At 70.8% G+C, this 15,363-nt stretch carries 15 protein-coding genes; 8 read left to right on the top strand and 7 right to left on the bottom strand.

Annotated features, from left to right (window positions below):
* Positions 1-66 precede the first annotated feature (66 nt).
* A complete protein-coding gene (locus AMYBE_RS0114825) occupies positions 67-2,397 on the top strand; it encodes a RelA/SpoT family protein (RefSeq protein WP_027927658.1) in 2,331 nt (776 codons plus the stop codon).
* Here the strand turns inward: AMYBE_RS0114825 and AMYBE_RS44870 are convergent.
* Positions 2,364-2,510: a hypothetical protein gene (locus AMYBE_RS44870; RefSeq protein ID WP_154676207.1), complete on the bottom strand. Its 147-nt coding sequence runs from the start codon at positions 2,508-2,510 to the stop codon at positions 2,364-2,366. The genes AMYBE_RS0114825 and AMYBE_RS44870 overlap by 34 nt on opposite strands.
* A gap of 113 nt (positions 2,511-2,623) precedes the next feature.
* On the opposite strand from AMYBE_RS44870, the gene AMYBE_RS0114815 reads away from it, so the two are divergent.
* Complete coding sequence (locus tag AMYBE_RS0114815) at positions 2,624-3,400, top strand: enoyl-CoA hydratase/isomerase family protein (RefSeq protein ID WP_020660176.1); 777 nt, start codon at positions 2,624-2,626, stop codon at positions 3,398-3,400.
* Between the two features lie 85 nt (positions 3,401-3,485).
* Here AMYBE_RS0114815 and AMYBE_RS0114810 read toward each other — a convergent pair whose 3' ends face one another.
* A complete protein-coding gene (locus AMYBE_RS0114810) occupies positions 3,486-4,361 on the bottom strand; it encodes a peptidylprolyl isomerase (RefSeq protein ID WP_020660175.1) in 876 nt (291 codons plus the stop codon).
* A 136-nt stretch (positions 4,362-4,497) separates the two neighbouring features.
* Here AMYBE_RS0114810 and AMYBE_RS0114805 point away from each other — a divergent pair, with 136 nt between their 5' ends.
* Together AMYBE_RS0114805 and AMYBE_RS0114800 are read left to right on the top strand one after the other, a co-directional pair.
* Positions 4,498-5,085 (top strand): MBL fold metallo-hydrolase, encoded by a 588-nt coding sequence (locus AMYBE_RS0114805; protein ID WP_027927657.1) that lies wholly within the window; start codon positions 4,498-4,500, stop codon positions 5,083-5,085.
* Complete coding sequence (locus tag AMYBE_RS0114800; RefSeq protein WP_020660173.1) at positions 5,082-5,726, top strand: hypothetical protein; 645 nt, start codon at positions 5,082-5,084, stop codon at positions 5,724-5,726. Before AMYBE_RS0114805 ends, AMYBE_RS0114800 begins: the two co-directional genes overlap by 4 nt.
* Positions 5,727-5,730: 4 nt before the next feature.
* On the opposite strand, the gene AMYBE_RS0114795 is transcribed toward AMYBE_RS0114800, so the two are convergent.
* From AMYBE_RS0114795 to AMYBE_RS0114785, 3 genes are all read right to left on the bottom strand, one after another.
* Positions 5,731-5,991, bottom strand: a complete 261-nt coding sequence (locus AMYBE_RS0114795) for a hypothetical protein (protein ID WP_020660172.1) — start codon at positions 5,989-5,991, stop codon at positions 5,731-5,733.
* A 77-nt stretch (positions 5,992-6,068) separates the two neighbouring features.
* Positions 6,069-7,313 (bottom strand): YibE/F family protein, encoded by a 1,245-nt coding sequence (locus tag AMYBE_RS45440; protein ID WP_020660171.1) that lies wholly within the window; start codon positions 7,311-7,313, stop codon positions 6,069-6,071.
* Between the two features lie 578 nt (positions 7,314-7,891).
* A complete protein-coding gene (locus AMYBE_RS0114785; RefSeq protein ID WP_020660170.1) occupies positions 7,892-8,869 on the bottom strand; it encodes a GlxA family transcriptional regulator in 978 nt (325 codons plus the stop codon).
* A gap of 98 nt (positions 8,870-8,967) precedes the next feature.
* Between AMYBE_RS0114785 and AMYBE_RS0114780 the strand changes: the two genes are divergently transcribed.
* From AMYBE_RS0114780 to AMYBE_RS0114770, 3 genes are all read left to right on the top strand, one after another.
* Positions 8,968-9,666, top strand: a complete 699-nt coding sequence (locus AMYBE_RS0114780) for a DJ-1/PfpI family protein (protein ID WP_020660169.1) — start codon at positions 8,968-8,970, stop codon at positions 9,664-9,666.
* A gap of 80 nt (positions 9,667-9,746) precedes the next feature.
* A complete protein-coding gene (locus AMYBE_RS0114775; protein WP_020660168.1) occupies positions 9,747-10,091 on the top strand; it encodes an STAS domain-containing protein in 345 nt (114 codons plus the stop codon).
* 62 nt (positions 10,092-10,153) lie between these two features.
* The gene (locus tag AMYBE_RS0114770; protein ID WP_020660167.1) at positions 10,154-10,513 is read left to right on the top strand and encodes an SPW repeat domain-containing protein; all 360 of its coding nucleotides are present in this window, start codon (positions 10,154-10,156) and stop codon (positions 10,511-10,513) included.
* Positions 10,514-10,515: 2 nt separating this feature from the next.
* On the opposite strand, the gene AMYBE_RS0114765 is transcribed toward AMYBE_RS0114770, so the two are convergent.
* Complete coding sequence (locus AMYBE_RS0114765; RefSeq protein ID WP_020660166.1) at positions 10,516-11,256, bottom strand: SRPBCC family protein; 741 nt, start codon at positions 11,254-11,256, stop codon at positions 10,516-10,518.
* Positions 11,257-11,383: 127 nt separating this feature from the next.
* On the opposite strand from AMYBE_RS0114765, the gene AMYBE_RS0114760 reads away from it, so the two are divergent.
* Positions 11,384-13,132 (top strand): pyruvate dehydrogenase, encoded by a 1,749-nt coding sequence (locus tag AMYBE_RS0114760; protein ID WP_020660165.1) that lies wholly within the window; start codon positions 11,384-11,386, stop codon positions 13,130-13,132.
* A gap of 295 nt (positions 13,133-13,427) precedes the next feature.
* Here AMYBE_RS0114760 and AMYBE_RS0114755 read toward each other — a convergent pair whose 3' ends face one another.
* Positions 13,428-15,329, bottom strand: a complete 1,902-nt coding sequence (locus AMYBE_RS0114755; RefSeq protein WP_169515327.1) for an ABC transporter ATP-binding protein — start codon at positions 15,327-15,329, stop codon at positions 13,428-13,430.
* Positions 15,330-15,363: the final 34 nt, after the last annotated feature.

Here is a 15,363-nt window from a genome sequence, read left to right as displayed (position 1 = left end):
GTCGCCACAGCTTCAGCGGCTACGCTGGAGCTTCGCAGGCCGCACGAACGCAAGCTGGAGGTGCGGGTGAGCCAAGAGCTCGACGCCGGGGTCACTGCCGCGGAGACCGGGACGAACGGGGCGAGGGTGAACGGCGCGGCGCCGAGTCCCTCGGCGACCCGGCGGGTCCGGGCTCGGCTGGCGCGGCGGATCACCGCGCAGCGTGCCGCTCCGGTCAAGCAGGTGCTCGAGCCGCTCGCCGTCATCCATCGCGAGATGCATCCGAACGCGGACCTGACGCAGCTGCAGCATGCCTACGACGTGGCCGAGGAGCTGCACCGTTCGCAGCGGCGGAAGTCCGGCGATCCGTACATCACCCATCCGCTCGCGGTCGCGACCATTCTCGCTGAGCTTGGCATGGACACCACCACGCTGGTCGCGGCGTTGCTGCACGACACGGTGGAGGACACCGGCTACTCGCTGGAGCAGCTGAAGTCGGATTTCAACGACAAGGTCGGCGAGCTCGTCGACGGTGTCACGAAGCTGGACAAGGTGAAGCTCGGCACGTCGGCTGAGGCGGAGACCATCCGCAAGATGGTCATCGCGATGGCGAAGGACCCGCGGGTGCTGGTCATCAAGCTCGCCGACCGGCTGCACAACATGCGCACGATGCGCTTCCTGCCGCCGGAGAAGCAGGCTCGCAAGGCGCGTGAGACGCTCGAAGTGCTGGCTCCGCTTGCGCACCGGCTTGGCATGGCGACGGTCAAGTGGGAGCTGGAGGATCTCGCGTTCGCGATTCTGCAGCCGAAGAAGTACGACGAGATCGTCCGGCTGGTCGCTGACCGCGCGCCCTCGCGTGACACCTACTTGCGCAAGGTGATCGCGGACCTGACGAACAATCTGGTGTCGTCGCGGATCACCGCGAAGGTCGAGGGGCGACCGAAGCACTATTACTCGATTCACCAGAAGATGATCGTCCGCGGCCGCGACCTGGACGATATCCACGACCTGGTCGGTGTGCGGATCCTGGTGGAGGACGTGCGCGACTGTTATGCCGCGATGGGTGTGGTGCATGCGCTGTGGCAGCCGGTGCCGGGGCGGTTCAAGGATTACATCGCACAGCCGCGGTTCGGCGTGTACCAGTCGCTGCACACCACGGTGATCGGGCCGGACGGCAAGCCGCTCGAGGTGCAGATCCGCACCTACGACATGCACCGCACGGCCGAGTACGGCATCGCCGCGCACTGGCGGTACAAGGAAACCAAGGGCACTCACGCCAGCAACAGCGGCATGGAGCTGGACGAGATCGCGTGGATGCGGCAGCTGCTCGACTGGCAGCGCGAGGCCGCGGACCCGGGCGATTTCCTCGAATCGCTGCGCTACGAGCTGGCCGCGCGCGAGATCTTCGTGTTCACGCCGAAGGGCGACGTGATCACGTTGCCCGCGGACTCGACGCCGGTGGACTTCGCGTACGCGGTGCACACCGAGGTCGGCCACCGCTGCATCGGCGCCCGGGTGAACGGGCGGCTGGTCGCGCTCGAGCGGAAGCTCGAGAACGGCGAGGTCGTCGAGATTTTCACGTCGAAGGCGGAGACTGCCGGGCCGAGCCGCGACTGGCTGCAGTTCGCGGGTTCGCCGAAGGCGCGGGCGAAGATCCGGCAGTGGTTCGCGAAGGAGCGCCGCGACGAGGCGATCGACGCGGGCAAGGAAGCGATCACCAAGGAGATCCGCAAGGTCGGGCTGCCGATTCAGCGGCTCGTGTCGGCGGAGTCGATGGGCTCGGTCGCGACCGAGCTGCGGCACGGTGACATCTCGTCGCTGTACGCTGCGGTCGGGGAGGGCCACACCAGCGCGAAACACGTGGTGCAGCGGCTGGTCGCGCTCATCGGCGGGGTCGAGGAGGCGGAGGAGGAGCTGGCCGAGAGGGCCACGCCGTCCACCGTTACCCGGCGTCGCGGGTCGAACGACGTCGGCGTGATCGTCAAGGGCGCCAGCGACGTCTGGGCGAAGCTGGCCCGTTGCTGCACGCCGGTGCCGGGCGATGAGATCCTCGGCTTCGTGACCCGCGGCGGCGGCGTCAGCGTGCACCGCACCGACTGCACGAACGCCGACGATCTGCGCAACCAGCCGGAGCGGCTGGTCGAGGTGGAGTGGGCGCCGTCGTCGTCCTCGGTGTTCCTGGTGGCGATCCAGGTCGAGGCGCTGGACCGGCACCGGCTGCTGTCGGACGTGACCAAGGTGCTCGCGGACGAGAAGGTGAACATCCTGTCCGCGTCGGTCACCACCTCCCGGGACCGGGTGGCGGTGTCGCGGTTCTCGTTCGAGATGGGCGATCCGAAGCACCTCGGGCACGTGCTGAAGGTGGTCCGGGGCGTGGAGGGGGTCTACGACGTGTACCGGGTGACCTCGGCGTCGTAGCTCGCGACGCGGTCGCGGCCGGCGGCGGGAAGCGCCCCGGCGGAAGCGTCGGGTGCCCTCGCCGGACTGTCCACTTCGGACGCCGCGGCGCGGGCTGAGATCTGCGCGAACATCGTGCGGCACCAGCTGGAGCCGGTGTTCGGCGAGGTGAGGGAACTGGCTGCGCGGTGAGCCGATCGGCTCACAGCGCCCGGATTTGCGGGCTGGTGCCGGTTAGGGTGCGGGAATGGACGGACTCGAGTTCACCCGCGACGGTGCTGTGGCCCGGTTGACGTTCTCCCGGCCGGAGAAAATGAATGCGATCAGCCACGGGATGTGGGCGGCGATCCCCGGGGTGGTGGCCGAGGTCGAGGCCGATCCGGAGGTGAAGGTGCTCGTGCTGACCGGTGCGGGCAAGCACTTCTCCGCGGGCGCGGACATCGGCGAGTTCCGGGAGCTGCGATCGACTGCCGACGCGGCCGCGCGGTATGACGAGGCGGTGGATGCCGCGGTCGCGGCGCTGACCGCGATGCGCAAACCGTCGGTCGCGATGGTCCAGGGCAATTGCATCGGCGGCGGCTGCCAGATCGCGGTGGCCTGCGATTTCCGGTTCGCCGCCGAGGACGCCCGGTTCGGGATCACCCCGGCGAAGCTGGGCATCGTCTACCACTTCGCCTCGACGCGGCAGCTGGTGTCGCTGGTCGGGCCGGCGCACGCGAAGTACTTCCTGCTGTCCGGGGAACTCGTCGATGCCGGGCGGGCGCGGGAGGTCGGGCTGGTCAACGACGTGTTCCCGGCGGACGGGCTGGAAGCTGCGACGGCGCGGTTCACCGGGACGCTGTGCGGGCGGTCGCAGGCGTCGATCCGGGGGATGAACCGGATCATCGAGAAGATCGTGGCGGGGGCGGAGAAGCCGGACCGGGAGGTCGAGGAGATCCGGCTGGCCGCGTTGCACGGGGAGGACTACGCGGAGGGCGTGGACGCGTTCCTGAACCGGCGGGCCCCTCAGTTCACCTACCGCTGACGGTCGCGCAGTCCGGGAAGGGCCCCTTGAGAGACTTAGATTCCCTCAAGGGGCCCCTTCCCGGACTTTCGGTCTGAACCTGCCGTCAGGAGACGGTCACCGCGGTGAACTTGACCGGTTCCTTGGGCTCGCCGGTCATGCCGTCCTGGCCGACCGCGCCGATGCCGGTCTTCGCGATCTTGTCGAGCACCTTGAGGCCCTCGTCAGAGATGCTGCCGAAGATCGTGTACTGCGGGTTCAGCTCGGCGTCGCCGTAGACCATGAAGAACTGGCTGCCGCCGCTGTTCGGCTGGCCGGTGTTGGCCATCGCGAGGATGCCGCGGCCGTACTTCATGCCGTCGATGAACTCGTCCGGCACGGTGAACCCGGGGCCGCCACGGCCGTCCGTGGTCACGTCGCCCTTCGCGTCCGGGTCGCCGCACTGCAGCATCTGCAGGCCGGAAACGCCGAGGCGGTGGCAGATCGTGTCGGTGTAGAAGCCCTGCTTGGCCAGGCTTTCGAACGCGTTCACGGTGCACGGCGCGAGCGAGCGGTCCAGCGTCAGCGGGATGTCGCCCTGCGTCGACTTCATCGTGATCGTCACGGTGCCGGTCGAAGGCACGTTCTTGCCGTCCGGGACCGTCGGCTTCTTCGACGACGGCTTGGTGTCCGCCGCGTAGGAGCAGGTCGTCGGGTTCGGCAGGGCCTTGGTGCGCTTGGGAAGCGCGGTGCGCTGCGTGGGGATGTTCGTGGCGCTCGGCGCCGGTGCCGCGCTGCTGGACGGCGACTCGGCGGCGGCGGGCGTGTCGCTGCTGCCGTTGCTGTTCACGATCCACACCACGAGCCCGGCGACGATGAGGACGACACCGCCGACCACTCCAGCGCCCACGATCTTGCGTCGCTTCGCCTTTTCCGCCCGGCGCACGAGCTGCCGCTCGAGTTTGCGCTTAGCGGCTTCTCGGCGCTGCTGGTTGGTCGCCACCCGCCCTCCAGTTTCCGCTCGAAGTCACACGTCTGAGGTAGCGGCAGTGTATGGGCACAGCCTGTTAGGACTCTGTACAGGGGCGGCTAGTCTTCTCCGCGTCGTGATCAAGGCCGCTTCCCGGGAGGTGAGCGCTGTGCTCGTCGCCGGGTTCGCTGCCGGTCCATTGCAGTCCAACTGCTACCTGCTGGCGCCCGCCGCCGGAGGGCCGTGCGTCGTCGTCGACCCCGGCGAGGGCGCCGCCGCCCCGCTGGCCGAGGCTTTGTCCGAGCACCGGCTGACCCCGGTCGCGCTGCTGGCCACCCACGGCCACCCGGACCACGTCGGGGCCGCCGCCGAGCTGGCACGCAGCCACGGCGCCCCGCTTTGGCTGCACCCGCGCGACGCGGAGTGGTATGACGGCCCGTTCGAACCGCTCGGCGGTGCGGACGTGCTCGACGCGGCCGGGCTGGCCGTCCGGGTGCTCCCGCTGCCGGGGCACACGCCGGGATCGGTGGCGTTCGCCGTCGAGTCCGGCGAGGGTGGCAGGCTGGTGTTCACGGGGGACACGCTGTTCGCCGGGTCGGTCGGGCGCACCGGCGGATCCGGCGCCGACCTGGAGAGATCGTTGCGCACACTGCTCACGCTCGCGGACGACACGGTCGTCCTGCCCGGCCACGGCCCGGCGACGACCATCGGCCGCGAACGCGCCGCCAACCCGTTCCTGCCGGGGGCCGCGGAATGACCGACGACAAACCGGCCGCGGAGCGGGTGCCGCTGTTCGCCGACGAGCCGAAACTGCGCAAGCGCCGGCTCTGGTCGGGCGTGTTCGGCGTGCTGATCGTCGCCGCCGGGTTCGGCGGGATCGTCGGCCTGATCGGAGGGCAGCTGCCCGGGCTGATCGTCGCCGCGGTCGTCGGGCTGCCGCTGGTGTACGTGGTGCTCTACGCGTACCGCAGGCGGATCTGGCTGGAGGGCACCACACTGGTGGTCCGCACCTGGGGCACCCGGCGGATGGACCTGCTGGAAGCGCCCCGGATGGACGTGGTGATCAGCGACGTCCGGGGCAGCCGCACTGTCTCGCTCCTGGTGACCGTCCCGCGCCGGCGGCGTGCGGTAAAGCTCGACCTGGCGGTGTTCTCCGGCACCGGCGGCCGCGAACTCGGCGCGCTGCAGCTGCGCCGGCTGGCGGACGCGGTGCTGAACAACACCGATGCCAACGGCCTGGTGTTCTCCGAGCTGCTGGTCGCGGAGCTGCGCGCGGAAGCCCGCGGAGACGCGGTGCCGGAACGGCCGCTCTACCGGCTTGCCTCGGCGGCCCCGGCGGGAAAATACCTGCAGCGATTCCCGATGGAAGCGGTCAGCCGCTTTGTCGCCACGCTGTAATGGGCTATTCGCGTCCGGCGGGTTCTTCGGCGCGGGTTTCCAGGGCGGCCACCTGGGCGCGGATGCGGTCCAGCTGGTCGGTCAGTTCGGGGAGTTCTTCGGCGACGTAGGCGAGCAGCCGTTCCAGGTGGCGCAGCGTCGCGCGGACCTCGTCGAGCGCGGTCGCGATCCGCGGGACGGTCTCGGCTGCCTCGAGCGCGGACGCGAACAGCCTTCGGATCAGGTGCACGGTGACCCGGGGTCCGGCCAGGACGGCTGAGAACACGACGCCTCCTCGGATGCGGCGACGCGGCCAACGTAGCCGCCCGCGCGGTGTCCGCCCGTGCCGGGGGATGCCGGGTGTTACTCGTGTGTCTCAGCGAGGTTCGTGGTGCTGAGGAGGTGGTCCACCGGCTCGCGTGCGGCGATCAGGGCGGCCAGCACGGTGGTGACCGGGACGGCCGCGACGATGCCGACCGAACCGGCCAGAGTCCGGATGATTTCCGCGGCGATGTCCTCGCTGCCGAGAAGCGCGCCGAGGCCGACGCCGGAGATCGCCGAGTACAGCATCACCGGGAGCGCGGCGCCCGCGTAGGCCATCACCAGCGTGTTCACCGCGGAGCCGACGTGGTCCCGGCCGATCCGCAGACCGGAGCGGTACAGCTCGCGCCAGCCGAGCGCCGGGTTCGCGCGCCGCAGCTCCCAGACCGCGCTGGTCTGGGTGATCGTGACGTCGTCCAGCACGCCCAGCGCGCCGATCACGATCCCGGCCAGCAACAGCCCGCGGGCGTCGATGCCGTGGCCGAGCGAGGAGATGAGCGTCGTGGTGCCCTCGTCGAGACCGGTCAGCGACGCGGCGGCGGAGAAGATCGCGGACAGGATCCCGATCAGCGCGAGGCTGACCAGGGTGCCGAGCACCGCGACCGAGGTTCTCGCGGTCAGCCCGTGGGTCAGGTACAGCGCGATGAACATGATCGCGCCCGCGCCGGCGATCGCGACCAGCAGCGGATTCTCGCCGGCCAGGATCGCGGGCAGCACGAACAGGACGATCACCACGAAGCTCAGGCCCAGCGCGACGAGCGCGGCCAGGCCCTGCCAGCGGCCCAGCACGAGCACCGCGACGGCGAACAGGGCGGCAAGCAGCACCAGCGGCGTGCCGCGCTGGAAGTCGACCAGGACGTAGGACTGCGGATCGGCCGGGTTGCCGCCGTTGTAGGCGAGGACGACCTTGTCGCCGGCGGAGAACCGCGGGGTGCCGGGTTCGATCGGGACGGTGAGCCGGATCGGTTTCCCGGTGGCCGCGCCGTCGGTCATCTGCAGATCGGCGGTGAGGCACGGCTTGGCGTTCGGGTCCGGCTGCGAACCGACCTGGACCTGGCCCTGCTGCAGGCACGGACCGGAGGTGGCGGTCGTGATCGTCGCCTGCACCGGAGTGCCCTGCGGGACGGTGCTGGTCGGCAGGGAGGTGCCCCACGGGTAGAGGACCGCCATGCCGACGACGGTCAGGACGGCAAGCGGGGCCAGCAACCAGACGAGCAGCTTGCGGACCCGTTGCGACGCCGGGGCGGCCGGGCCATGTCCGTGGCCATGTCCGTGTCCATGGCCCATCGGGTCATCCGTGGCCGAAGCGTCCTTTTCGGACTGCTTCGGCTGGCTCGGCGGGCGACGGCGGGCGGTCGGGGGCGGGGGGCCGCCAGGACGGGGCGGCACGCGCAGTTCGTCGGATTGCGTGCTCCTGCGCGGGTTCGCGGTGTCTCGCGGAGCACGGGCGGCGGAGGGCAGGCGCAGCTCGCCGGACTGCCCGGAGCCGGGGGTCGCACGGCGGTTACCGGCTCGTCCGTCGCTGCGCTGAGCGCGGGGCGGCGCTGCCCGCCGAGGGGGAGCGGGCTTCTCGTCCGCGGCGGGCCAAGCGACGCCGGAGTCGTCGGCGCGGGGAAGGCGCGGCTCGCCGGTGCGCTCGGACTGCCGCGCCGCGTCCGGGCGGCGAGGGCGCCGCGACTGGTCCGGACGCGGGCGTGGCGGCGCGGAATCGGACGGGGACACAGGCGGTTCGCCCGGAACCCGGGACAAGGGGCCGGTGTCGTCGTCGGAGTAGTCGCGCGGTGCCACGGCGGACATCCTGCCCTCCCGGTCCGGGGTTCGCCGGTACCGGGTGGGGGAGGAGACGGGCGTACCCGGCGTTTCGTTCAGGCGTGCGCGGAGCGCAGGTGCACCCGCCGGTACGCGGACGGCGGCGTGTCGAAATGGTCCAGGAACGCCTGGCGCAGCGTTTCGGTGGAGCCGAAGCCGCAGCGGCGGGCGACCGCGGTGAGCGGCAGATCGGTGCCGGACAGCAGCCGGGCGGCGTGTTCAGCGCGGACGGTCCGCACGTATTTTCCCGGCGTGGTGCCGAGATGCGCGTCGAACAGCCGGGTCAGCTGGCGGGTGCTGATCCCGGCCTTGGCCGCCAGCGCCGGGGTGCCGAGGTCGTCGGCGAGGTGCTCGGCGACGTAGGCGGTGAGGTCGCGGACCTGGCGGTGCTCCGGCGGCGGTCCGGACAGGAACATGCTCACCTGCGCCTGGTTGCCGGGCCGCTGCAGGTAGGTGACGAGCGAGCGGGCGGCTTCGCGGGCGAGGGTCGGGCCGTGGTCCTCCTCGACGAAAGCCAGGGTGAGATCGAGACCGCTGGTGACGCCGGCGGAGGTGTAAATGTCGCCGTGGCGGACGAAGAGCGGCACCGGATCCACCGTCACCGACGGGTACTCCTCGGCGAGCCGGGCCGCGTGCGCCCAGTGCGTGGTCGCGCGGCGGCCGCTCAGCAGACCGGCGGCGGCGAGAACGGACGACCCGGTGCAGACCGACGCGGTGCGCCTGCTCAGCTGCGACAGCCGGCGGGTGTGGGCGAGCAGCCGTTCGTCCCTGGCGGCGGCGCGGTGGCCGATGCCGCCCGCGACGACGAACGTGTCGATCGGCCCGCGGACCTGGTCCAGCCGCAGGTGCGGGGCGAGGGCAAGGCCGGACTGGCAGGCGAACGGGCGCCCTTCGACGGTGGCCAGCCGGACGTCGTAAGGCCGGGCCGCGCCGAGCCGGGTCGCGGCGTCGAACACGTCGGACACGCAGGCGATGTCGAGCAGTTCCGCGTCGGGGTACCCGAGGATCACGACCTGCCGGGCGGGACTCGGCATGCCCGGCACGGTAGCAGGTCGACCGGCCGATTAACAGGGTTCGCAGGATTTCGGACACGCGAGTCCCGTCGGCCGAGCGGGCGCGGGACGGTGCGGGCATGACCCAGAAGACGTTCGCCTTCGTGGTGTACCCAGGATTGACGATTTTGGACCTGGTCGGGCCGCTTCAGGTGCTCTCCGCCTTCGCCGAGGCCGAGCCGTCGGTGCGGGTGGCGGTGGTGGGCGCGGAACCCGCGACGGTCGGGACCGACACGCCGCTGCGGATCGCGCCGAGCCACACCTTCGCGGAAATTCCGGATCCGTCGTGGGTCGTGGTCCCCGGCGGCGGGGCGCCGACCTTGCGGGCGCTCGGCGACCCGGCGCTCGTCGGCTACCTCCGGCGGGCGGCGGCCAGCGCTGAGCTGATGACGTCCGTGTGCACGGGTTCGCTCCTGCTCGGCCAGGCCGGGCTGCTCGATGGGCGCGAGGCCACCACCCACTGGACGTTCCTGGAGGCACTGCGCGCGTTCGGCGCGAAGCCGGTCCGGGAGCGGTGGGTCGACACTGGCGAGGTGATCACCGCGGCCGGTGTCTCGGCGGGGATCGACCTGGCATTGCACCTGGTGGAGCGCTTGGCCGGGCCGGACGTGGCGCGGTTGGTCCAGTTCGGCGTCGAATACGACCCGCAGCCGCCGCTGGGCGCGCTCGACTGGTCGCTCGCTCCCGGCGAGTGGATGCGGCCGAGGACCGAGCGGCTGGTCCGGGAAGGGCTCGCCGGCCAGCCGGAACTCCAGGAGAAACTGCTCGCGCTGCTGTGAGGTGACGGGCGGGTGAGGCGGCCCACCCGGAGGGTGCCGGACGGTTTGCCGCGGCCGCGCGACCGCGTACCGTCCCCCGAATGCGTTCTTCTCGCGGCGGTGCCGGCCTCACCGTCTTCACCAGCAAGCGGGACGACGTCGTGCTGGTGACCGCCGCGGGGGAGATCGACGTCGCGTCGGTAGCGGAGTTCCGGGCCGCGCTGAGCCACGCATGCGGGGTCGGCGAGAAGCTGGTGGTGGACCTGTCGCGGGTCGGCTATCTCAGCTGTGCCGGGCTGCGTGCGATCGAGGAGACGCGCCGCGCGCGGCCGGCGCTGTCGATCGTGGCGACCGGACCGCTGGTGCTGCGGGCGTTCGCGGTGTCCGGCATCGAAGTGCCGGTGCGGCGGGGGCTGCGCGAGGCGAGCGCTGCCGCCGGGAAGTGATTCCCGGTGCCGATCTCGGGTACCCGGCAGCTGGACCCGAGCTCTGGTGAGGTGATGACCCGATGTCCGGCAGCACCATGTCCGGCAAGACCGCGACCGTCGGCGGCGCGGCGGGATTGGCCGTTCTGGCCGGTCTGTATCTGATCGCCGCGCCTTGGCTGGCCCGCTTCGGCGGCGCGGCCGAACTAGCGGTGAGCAACACGGTGGCCGGGCTGGCCATCGTGGTGTTCGCGTCGATCAGCACCCGGAACTCGACACTGACCTGGGTTCTGCCGGTGCTCGGCGGATGGGCGGCGGTGTCGCCGTTCGTGCTGCGCTACGGCGGCGAGACAGTCCCGTCGACCGGGGCGACGATCGGCAATGTCGTCGCCGGCGCGGTGGCTGCGCTCGGCGGGATCGCGGTGCTGGTGCGGCGTCGCTGAGCTCAGCTGAGCGCGTCGGCGAGCCAGTCGCGCCAGCCGGCTGTCTCGGCCGGTTCGTCCACGGCGCGAAACAGGTGATGCCCGACCGCGATCGGCATCCCGAGCAGTGATCGCTCGTGGAACCGGTACAGCGCGTCCGAGGTGCGGATCCCGGCGTAATGCCGGGTCGAGTAGTCGAGGACACCGGCGATTTCGTTGCCGCCGAAGGCGAACCGGACCTCTTGGCCGGTTGCCGGCTCGGGCAGGCGCAGCGCCGCGAGCAGCTTCGGCCAGGCGTCCGGGCGGGCTGAGGACGCTGGGCCGTCGGCGGTCACGTAGGCGGCGTAGCGGCCGCGGAAGTGTCGCAACAGCTCCCCGAGCGTGTGCAGGTACATTTCCCAGCCGGCGCCGAACGACTCGTGGTACTCGTCTTCCCAGCCGTCCGCGGCGAACCCGCGATGCATGAAGCGCAGCACGGATGTGCCGCCCTCGGCCGCTTCGACCAGGAACTCCATCGCGTCGAATGTGCCGTCCTCGGCCGCCGGGCCGCGGTAGGCGAACCGGTGCGGCGGGTCCCAGGCGGTGATCCGGGCTTCGGTGCTCAGCTCGCCGAGCCGGAACCGGACCCGCTTGGCCACGGCGTCCACTTCGTGCCTGCCCATGAACCAGGAATCGATGCCGGGCCCGGAGGCCACCGCGTCCCAGACCGCCGAGGGATCGGCGGGCAGCGAGATCTCCTTGCGCACCTCGAATTCACCGGGCATCTGCGGGCTCCTCCTCCGGGCCGGTCGGGTTCACGGTGCCATTGACAAGATTAGTTGTCAATCCGGTGGGCGGTTCCGGCGATCGGCGCCAGACTGCGCAACAGGCTCGACGAAGGGACGCAGACGCATGGCAACCGTGGCCGACCAGTTGATCGACGTTCTCGTGCAGTCCGGCGTACGCCGGATCTACGGGGTGGTGGGCGACAGCCTCAACCCCGTCGTGGACGCGGTGCGGCGCACCGGCGGGTCCGCGCGGGGCGGGATCGACTGGGTGCACGTGCGCAACGAGGAGGCGGGCGCGTTCGCCGCTGCCGCCGAGGCGCAGCTGACCGGGCGGCTCGCGGTGTGCGCGGGCAGCTGCGGGCCGGGCAACCTGCACCTGCTGCAGGGGATCTACGACGCGCACCGTTCCGGCGCCCCGGTGCTCGCGATCGCCTCGCACATCCCGTCGACGCAGATCGGCACCGGCTTCTTCCAGGAGACGCATCCGCAGCAGCTGTTCGCGGAATGCTCGCACTACTGCGAGCTGGTCAGCTCTCCCGAGCAGATGCCGAGGCTCGCGCGGATCGCGGTGCAGAACGCGGTCGGCCGGCGCGGGGCAGCGGTCCTGGTGCTGCCCGGCGACGTGTCGCACGAAACCGCCGCGCACCCGACCGGCGAGTCCGCGTCGCTGGGCAGCGCGCCCGCCGTGGTGCCCGCCGAGGCCGATATCGCCCGGCTCGCCGACCGGATCAACCGGGCGGAGAAGGTGATGATCATGGCGGGGGCGGGCTGCCGCGACGCGCACGACGAGGTGCTCGCGCTCGCCGCCGCGACCGGAGCGCCGGTCGGGCATTCGTTGCGGGGCAAGGAATTCATCCAGTACGACAACCCCTACGACGTCGGGATGAGCGGCCTGCTCGGCTACGGCGCCTGCTACGACGCGATGCACGCTGCCGACCTCGTGCTGCTGCTCGGCACCGACTTCCCGTACGACACGTTCCTGCCGCAGCGCAATACCGTGCAGGTGGACATCGACCCGGCGCGGATGGGCCGCCGGTCAGTGCTGGAATTCGGTGTGCAGGGCGACGTCGGGGCCACGGTGCGGGCGGTGCTGCCGATGCTGCGCTCGCGGGATGACCACTCGTTCCTGCATTCCATGCTGCACAAGCACGAGCGCGGACTGCAGCGCGTGGTCGACGCGTACACCCGCGAGGTGGCCAAGCACGTCCCGTTGCATCCGGAGTTCGTCGCGGATGTGCTGGACGAGGAGGCCGCCGGCGACGCGGTGTTCACTGTGGACACCGGCATGTGCAACGTGTGGGCGGCGCGGTACATCTCGCCGAACGGACGGCGGCGGATCCTCGGGTCGTTCGTGCACGGGAGCATGGCGAACGCGTTGCCGCACGCGATCGGCGCGCAGGCCGCCGCGCCGGGGCGGCAGGTCGTCGCGATGTGCGGGGACGGCGGGCTGGCGATGCTGATGGGGGAGTTGCTGACGTTGAAGACGCACGCGCTGCCGGTGAAGGCGGTGGTGTTCAACAACTCGTCGCTCGGGATGGTGAAGCTGGAGATGCTCGTGGACGGGTTGCCGGAGTTCGGCACCGATCACGATCAGGTGGACTTCGCGGGGATCGCCCGGGCGGCGGGGCTGCACGCGCGGCGGGTGGAGAAGCCGGGGGAGGTGCGGGACGGGATCCGGGAGATTCTGGCGCACGACGGCCCGGCGGTGCTCGATGTGGTCACGGACCCGAACGCGTTGTCGATCCCGCCGAATATCACCGCGGCGCAGGTCCGGGGGTTTGCGCTGGCGGCCAGCAAGACGGTGTTGAGCGGCGGGGTGGGGAAGATGCTGGAGCTGGCGAAGTCCAATCTGCGGAACCTTCCCCTGCCTTGACGGCGGGGTGCTCGGGGGTCCGGTGCGGTGAGTTTTCGCGGTCGGGGGCTTCGCGGGGAATGCCGTGTTGCCGTCCCGAAGCCTGAGCCGTCCGGTCGGCGCTGCAGACCGAGGTGGCGGGGCGGGGGTTAGCCGCCCTGCCCCGGTTTGGGCAGGTCCGTGGCGTCTTCCGGCCGTGAAGGGCCCCTTGCGGGAATCTGAGTCCCTCAAGGGGTCCTTCACGGAACGTGCGTCTCCGAGGGGACGCCGCCGCACGGGGAGAGGAACGACAGCGGCGGCGTGATCGGCTCCGGGACTACTCCGTCTCCGCCATCGCCTCGGCGAACTGGGCGGCGTAGAGCCGCGAGTAGGCGCCGCCCGCGTTGATCAGGGTTTCGTGGTTGCCCTGTTCGACGATGTTGCCGTTCTCCATCACCAGGATGACGTCCGCGTCGCGGATCGTGGACAGGCGGTGCGCGATCACGAAGCTCGTGCGGCCGGAGCGCAGCGAGTTCATCGCGTTCTGGATCAGTACCTCGGTGCGGGTGTCGACCGAACTGGTGGCCTCGTCCAGGATCAGGATCGCGGGCTTGGCCAGGAAGGCACGGGCGACGGTGATCAGCTGCTTCTCGCCGGTGCTGACCGTGCCGCCCTCGTCGTCCAGGACCGTGTCGTAGCCGTCTGGCAGGGTGCGCACGAAGCGGTCCACGTAGGTCGCCCTCGCGGCCTCGATGACCTGTTCGCGAGTCACGTTGTCCGCGCCGTAGGCGATGTTCTCCGCGATGGTGCCGCCGAACAGCCAGGCGTCCTGCAGGACCATGCCGGTCTTCGCGCGCAGTTCTTCCCGGTTCATCGCCTTGATGTCGACGCCGTCCAGAGTGATCCGGCCGCCGTCGATTTCGTAGAACCGCATCAGCAGATTGACCAGCGTGGTCTTGCCCGCACCGGTCGGGCCGACGATCGCGACCGTGTGCCCGGGCTCGACCGACAGCGACAGGTCCTCGATCAGCGGCGTGTCCTCCAGGTAGCGGAACGACACGTGCTCGAACTCGACCTGGCCGCGGACGACCGCGGGCCGCTGCGGCCGCTCCGGTTCCGGCTCCTGCTCGGCGGCGTCCAGCAGCGCGAACACCCGCTCCGCCGAGGCCACCCCGGACTGCAGCAGGTTCGCCATGCTGGCGATCTGCGTGACCGGCTGGCTGAACTGCCGCGAGTACTGGATGAACGCCTGCACGTCGCCGAGGGTCAGCGAACCCGAGGCGACCCGCAGCGCGCCGACCACGGCGACCAGGACGTAGCTCAGGTTGCCGATGAACATCATCGCCGGCTGGATGGTGCCGGAGATGAACGACGCTTTGAAACTCGCCTGGTACAGCGCTTCGTTGTGCTCGCGGAAAATCGCTTCCGAATCGGCCCGCCGCCCGAACACGCGCACCAGCGAGTGGCCCGAGTACATCTCCTCGACATGCGCGTTGAGCTTGCCGGTGGTGCCCCACTGGGTGATGAACTGCGGCTGCGCCCGCTTGCCGATCTTCGCCGCGACGAACACCGACGCCGGCACCGTCACGATCACGACCACCGCCAGCGTCGGCGAGATCAGCAGCATCATCACCAGCACGCCGATGACGGTGAACAGCGACGTGATGATCTGCGACAGCGTCTGCTGCAGCGACTGCGCCAGGTTGTCGATGTCGTTGGTGACCCGGCTCAGCACCTCGCCGCGCGGCTGGCGGTCGAAGTAGCGCAGCGGCAGCCGCGCGAACTTCGCCTCGACGTCTTGGCGCAGCCGGAACACCGCGCCCTGCACCAGGGAAGTGGTGAGCCGGGCTTGGACCGCGCCGAAGAACGACGCGATCACATACAGCGCCAGCACGATCATCAGCACCTGGCCGAGCGCGGCGAAGTCGATGCCGTGCCCGGGGTTGAGGTCGATGGCGCTGTACGTGTCGGCCAGGGTGTTGTTGCCGCGTGCCCGCAGGCCCTCGATCACCTGCTCCTTGGTCGCCCCCGCGGGCAGGTCGCGGCTGATCACGCCGGCGAACATCACGTCGGTAGCCTTTGCCAGCACCTTCGGGCCGATCACGGTCAGCGCGACGCTGGCCGCGCCAAGCACCAGCACGGCGATCAGCATCACCCGCTGCGGGCGCAGCAGCCGGAGCAGCCGCGACAGCGAGCCCTTGAAGTCGAGCGCCTTCTCCGCGGGCATCCCGCCGGACATGAACCGCTCGGGTCCGCGCGCGGCGGGCTGATGC

Source organism: Amycolatopsis benzoatilytica AK 16/65 (assembly GCF_000383915.1).
GTDB classification, from domain to species: Bacteria; Actinomycetota; Actinomycetes; order Mycobacteriales; family Pseudonocardiaceae; genus Amycolatopsis; species Amycolatopsis benzoatilytica.
The sequence above is the reverse complement of the archived record's forward strand: the minus strand, read 5'-3'. Positions and strand labels throughout refer to the sequence as shown.

What these genes read in the sequence shown, in the direction of transcription:
- AMYBE_RS45440 (WP_020660171.1), bottom strand. Translation starts at nt 7,313, where the DNA reads ATGGGCCATGGACACGGACATGGCCACGGACATGGCCCGGCCGCCCCG.
- AMYBE_RS0114770 (WP_020660167.1), top strand. Translation starts at nt 10,154, where the DNA reads ATGTCCGGCAGCACCATGTCCGGCAAGACCGCGACCGTCGGCGGCGCG.
- AMYBE_RS0114755 (WP_169515327.1), bottom strand. Translation starts at nt 15,329, where the DNA reads ATGTCCGGCGGGATGCCCGCGGAGAAGGCGCTCGACTTCAAGGGCTCG.
- AMYBE_RS0114775 (WP_020660168.1), top strand. Translation starts at nt 9,747, where the DNA reads ATGCGTTCTTCTCGCGGCGGTGCCGGCCTCACCGTCTTCACCAGCAAG.
- AMYBE_RS0114780 (WP_020660169.1), top strand. Translation starts at nt 8,968, where the DNA reads ATGACCCAGAAGACGTTCGCCTTCGTGGTGTACCCAGGATTGACGATT.
- AMYBE_RS0114765 (WP_020660166.1), bottom strand. Translation starts at nt 11,256, where the DNA reads ATGCCCGGTGAATTCGAGGTGCGCAAGGAGATCTCGCTGCCCGCCGAT.
- AMYBE_RS0114815 (WP_020660176.1), top strand. Translation starts at nt 2,624, where the DNA reads ATGGACGGACTCGAGTTCACCCGCGACGGTGCTGTGGCCCGGTTGACG.
- AMYBE_RS0114785 (WP_020660170.1), bottom strand. Translation starts at nt 8,869, where the DNA reads ATGCCGAGTCCCGCCCGGCAGGTCGTGATCCTCGGGTACCCCGACGCG.
- AMYBE_RS0114760 (WP_020660165.1), top strand. Translation starts at nt 11,384, where the DNA reads ATGGCAACCGTGGCCGACCAGTTGATCGACGTTCTCGTGCAGTCCGGC.
- AMYBE_RS0114800 (WP_020660173.1), top strand. Translation starts at nt 5,082, where the DNA reads ATGACCGACGACAAACCGGCCGCGGAGCGGGTGCCGCTGTTCGCCGAC.
- AMYBE_RS44870 (WP_154676207.1), bottom strand. Translation starts at nt 2,510, where the DNA reads ATGTTCGCGCAGATCTCAGCCCGCGCCGCGGCGTCCGAAGTGGACAGT.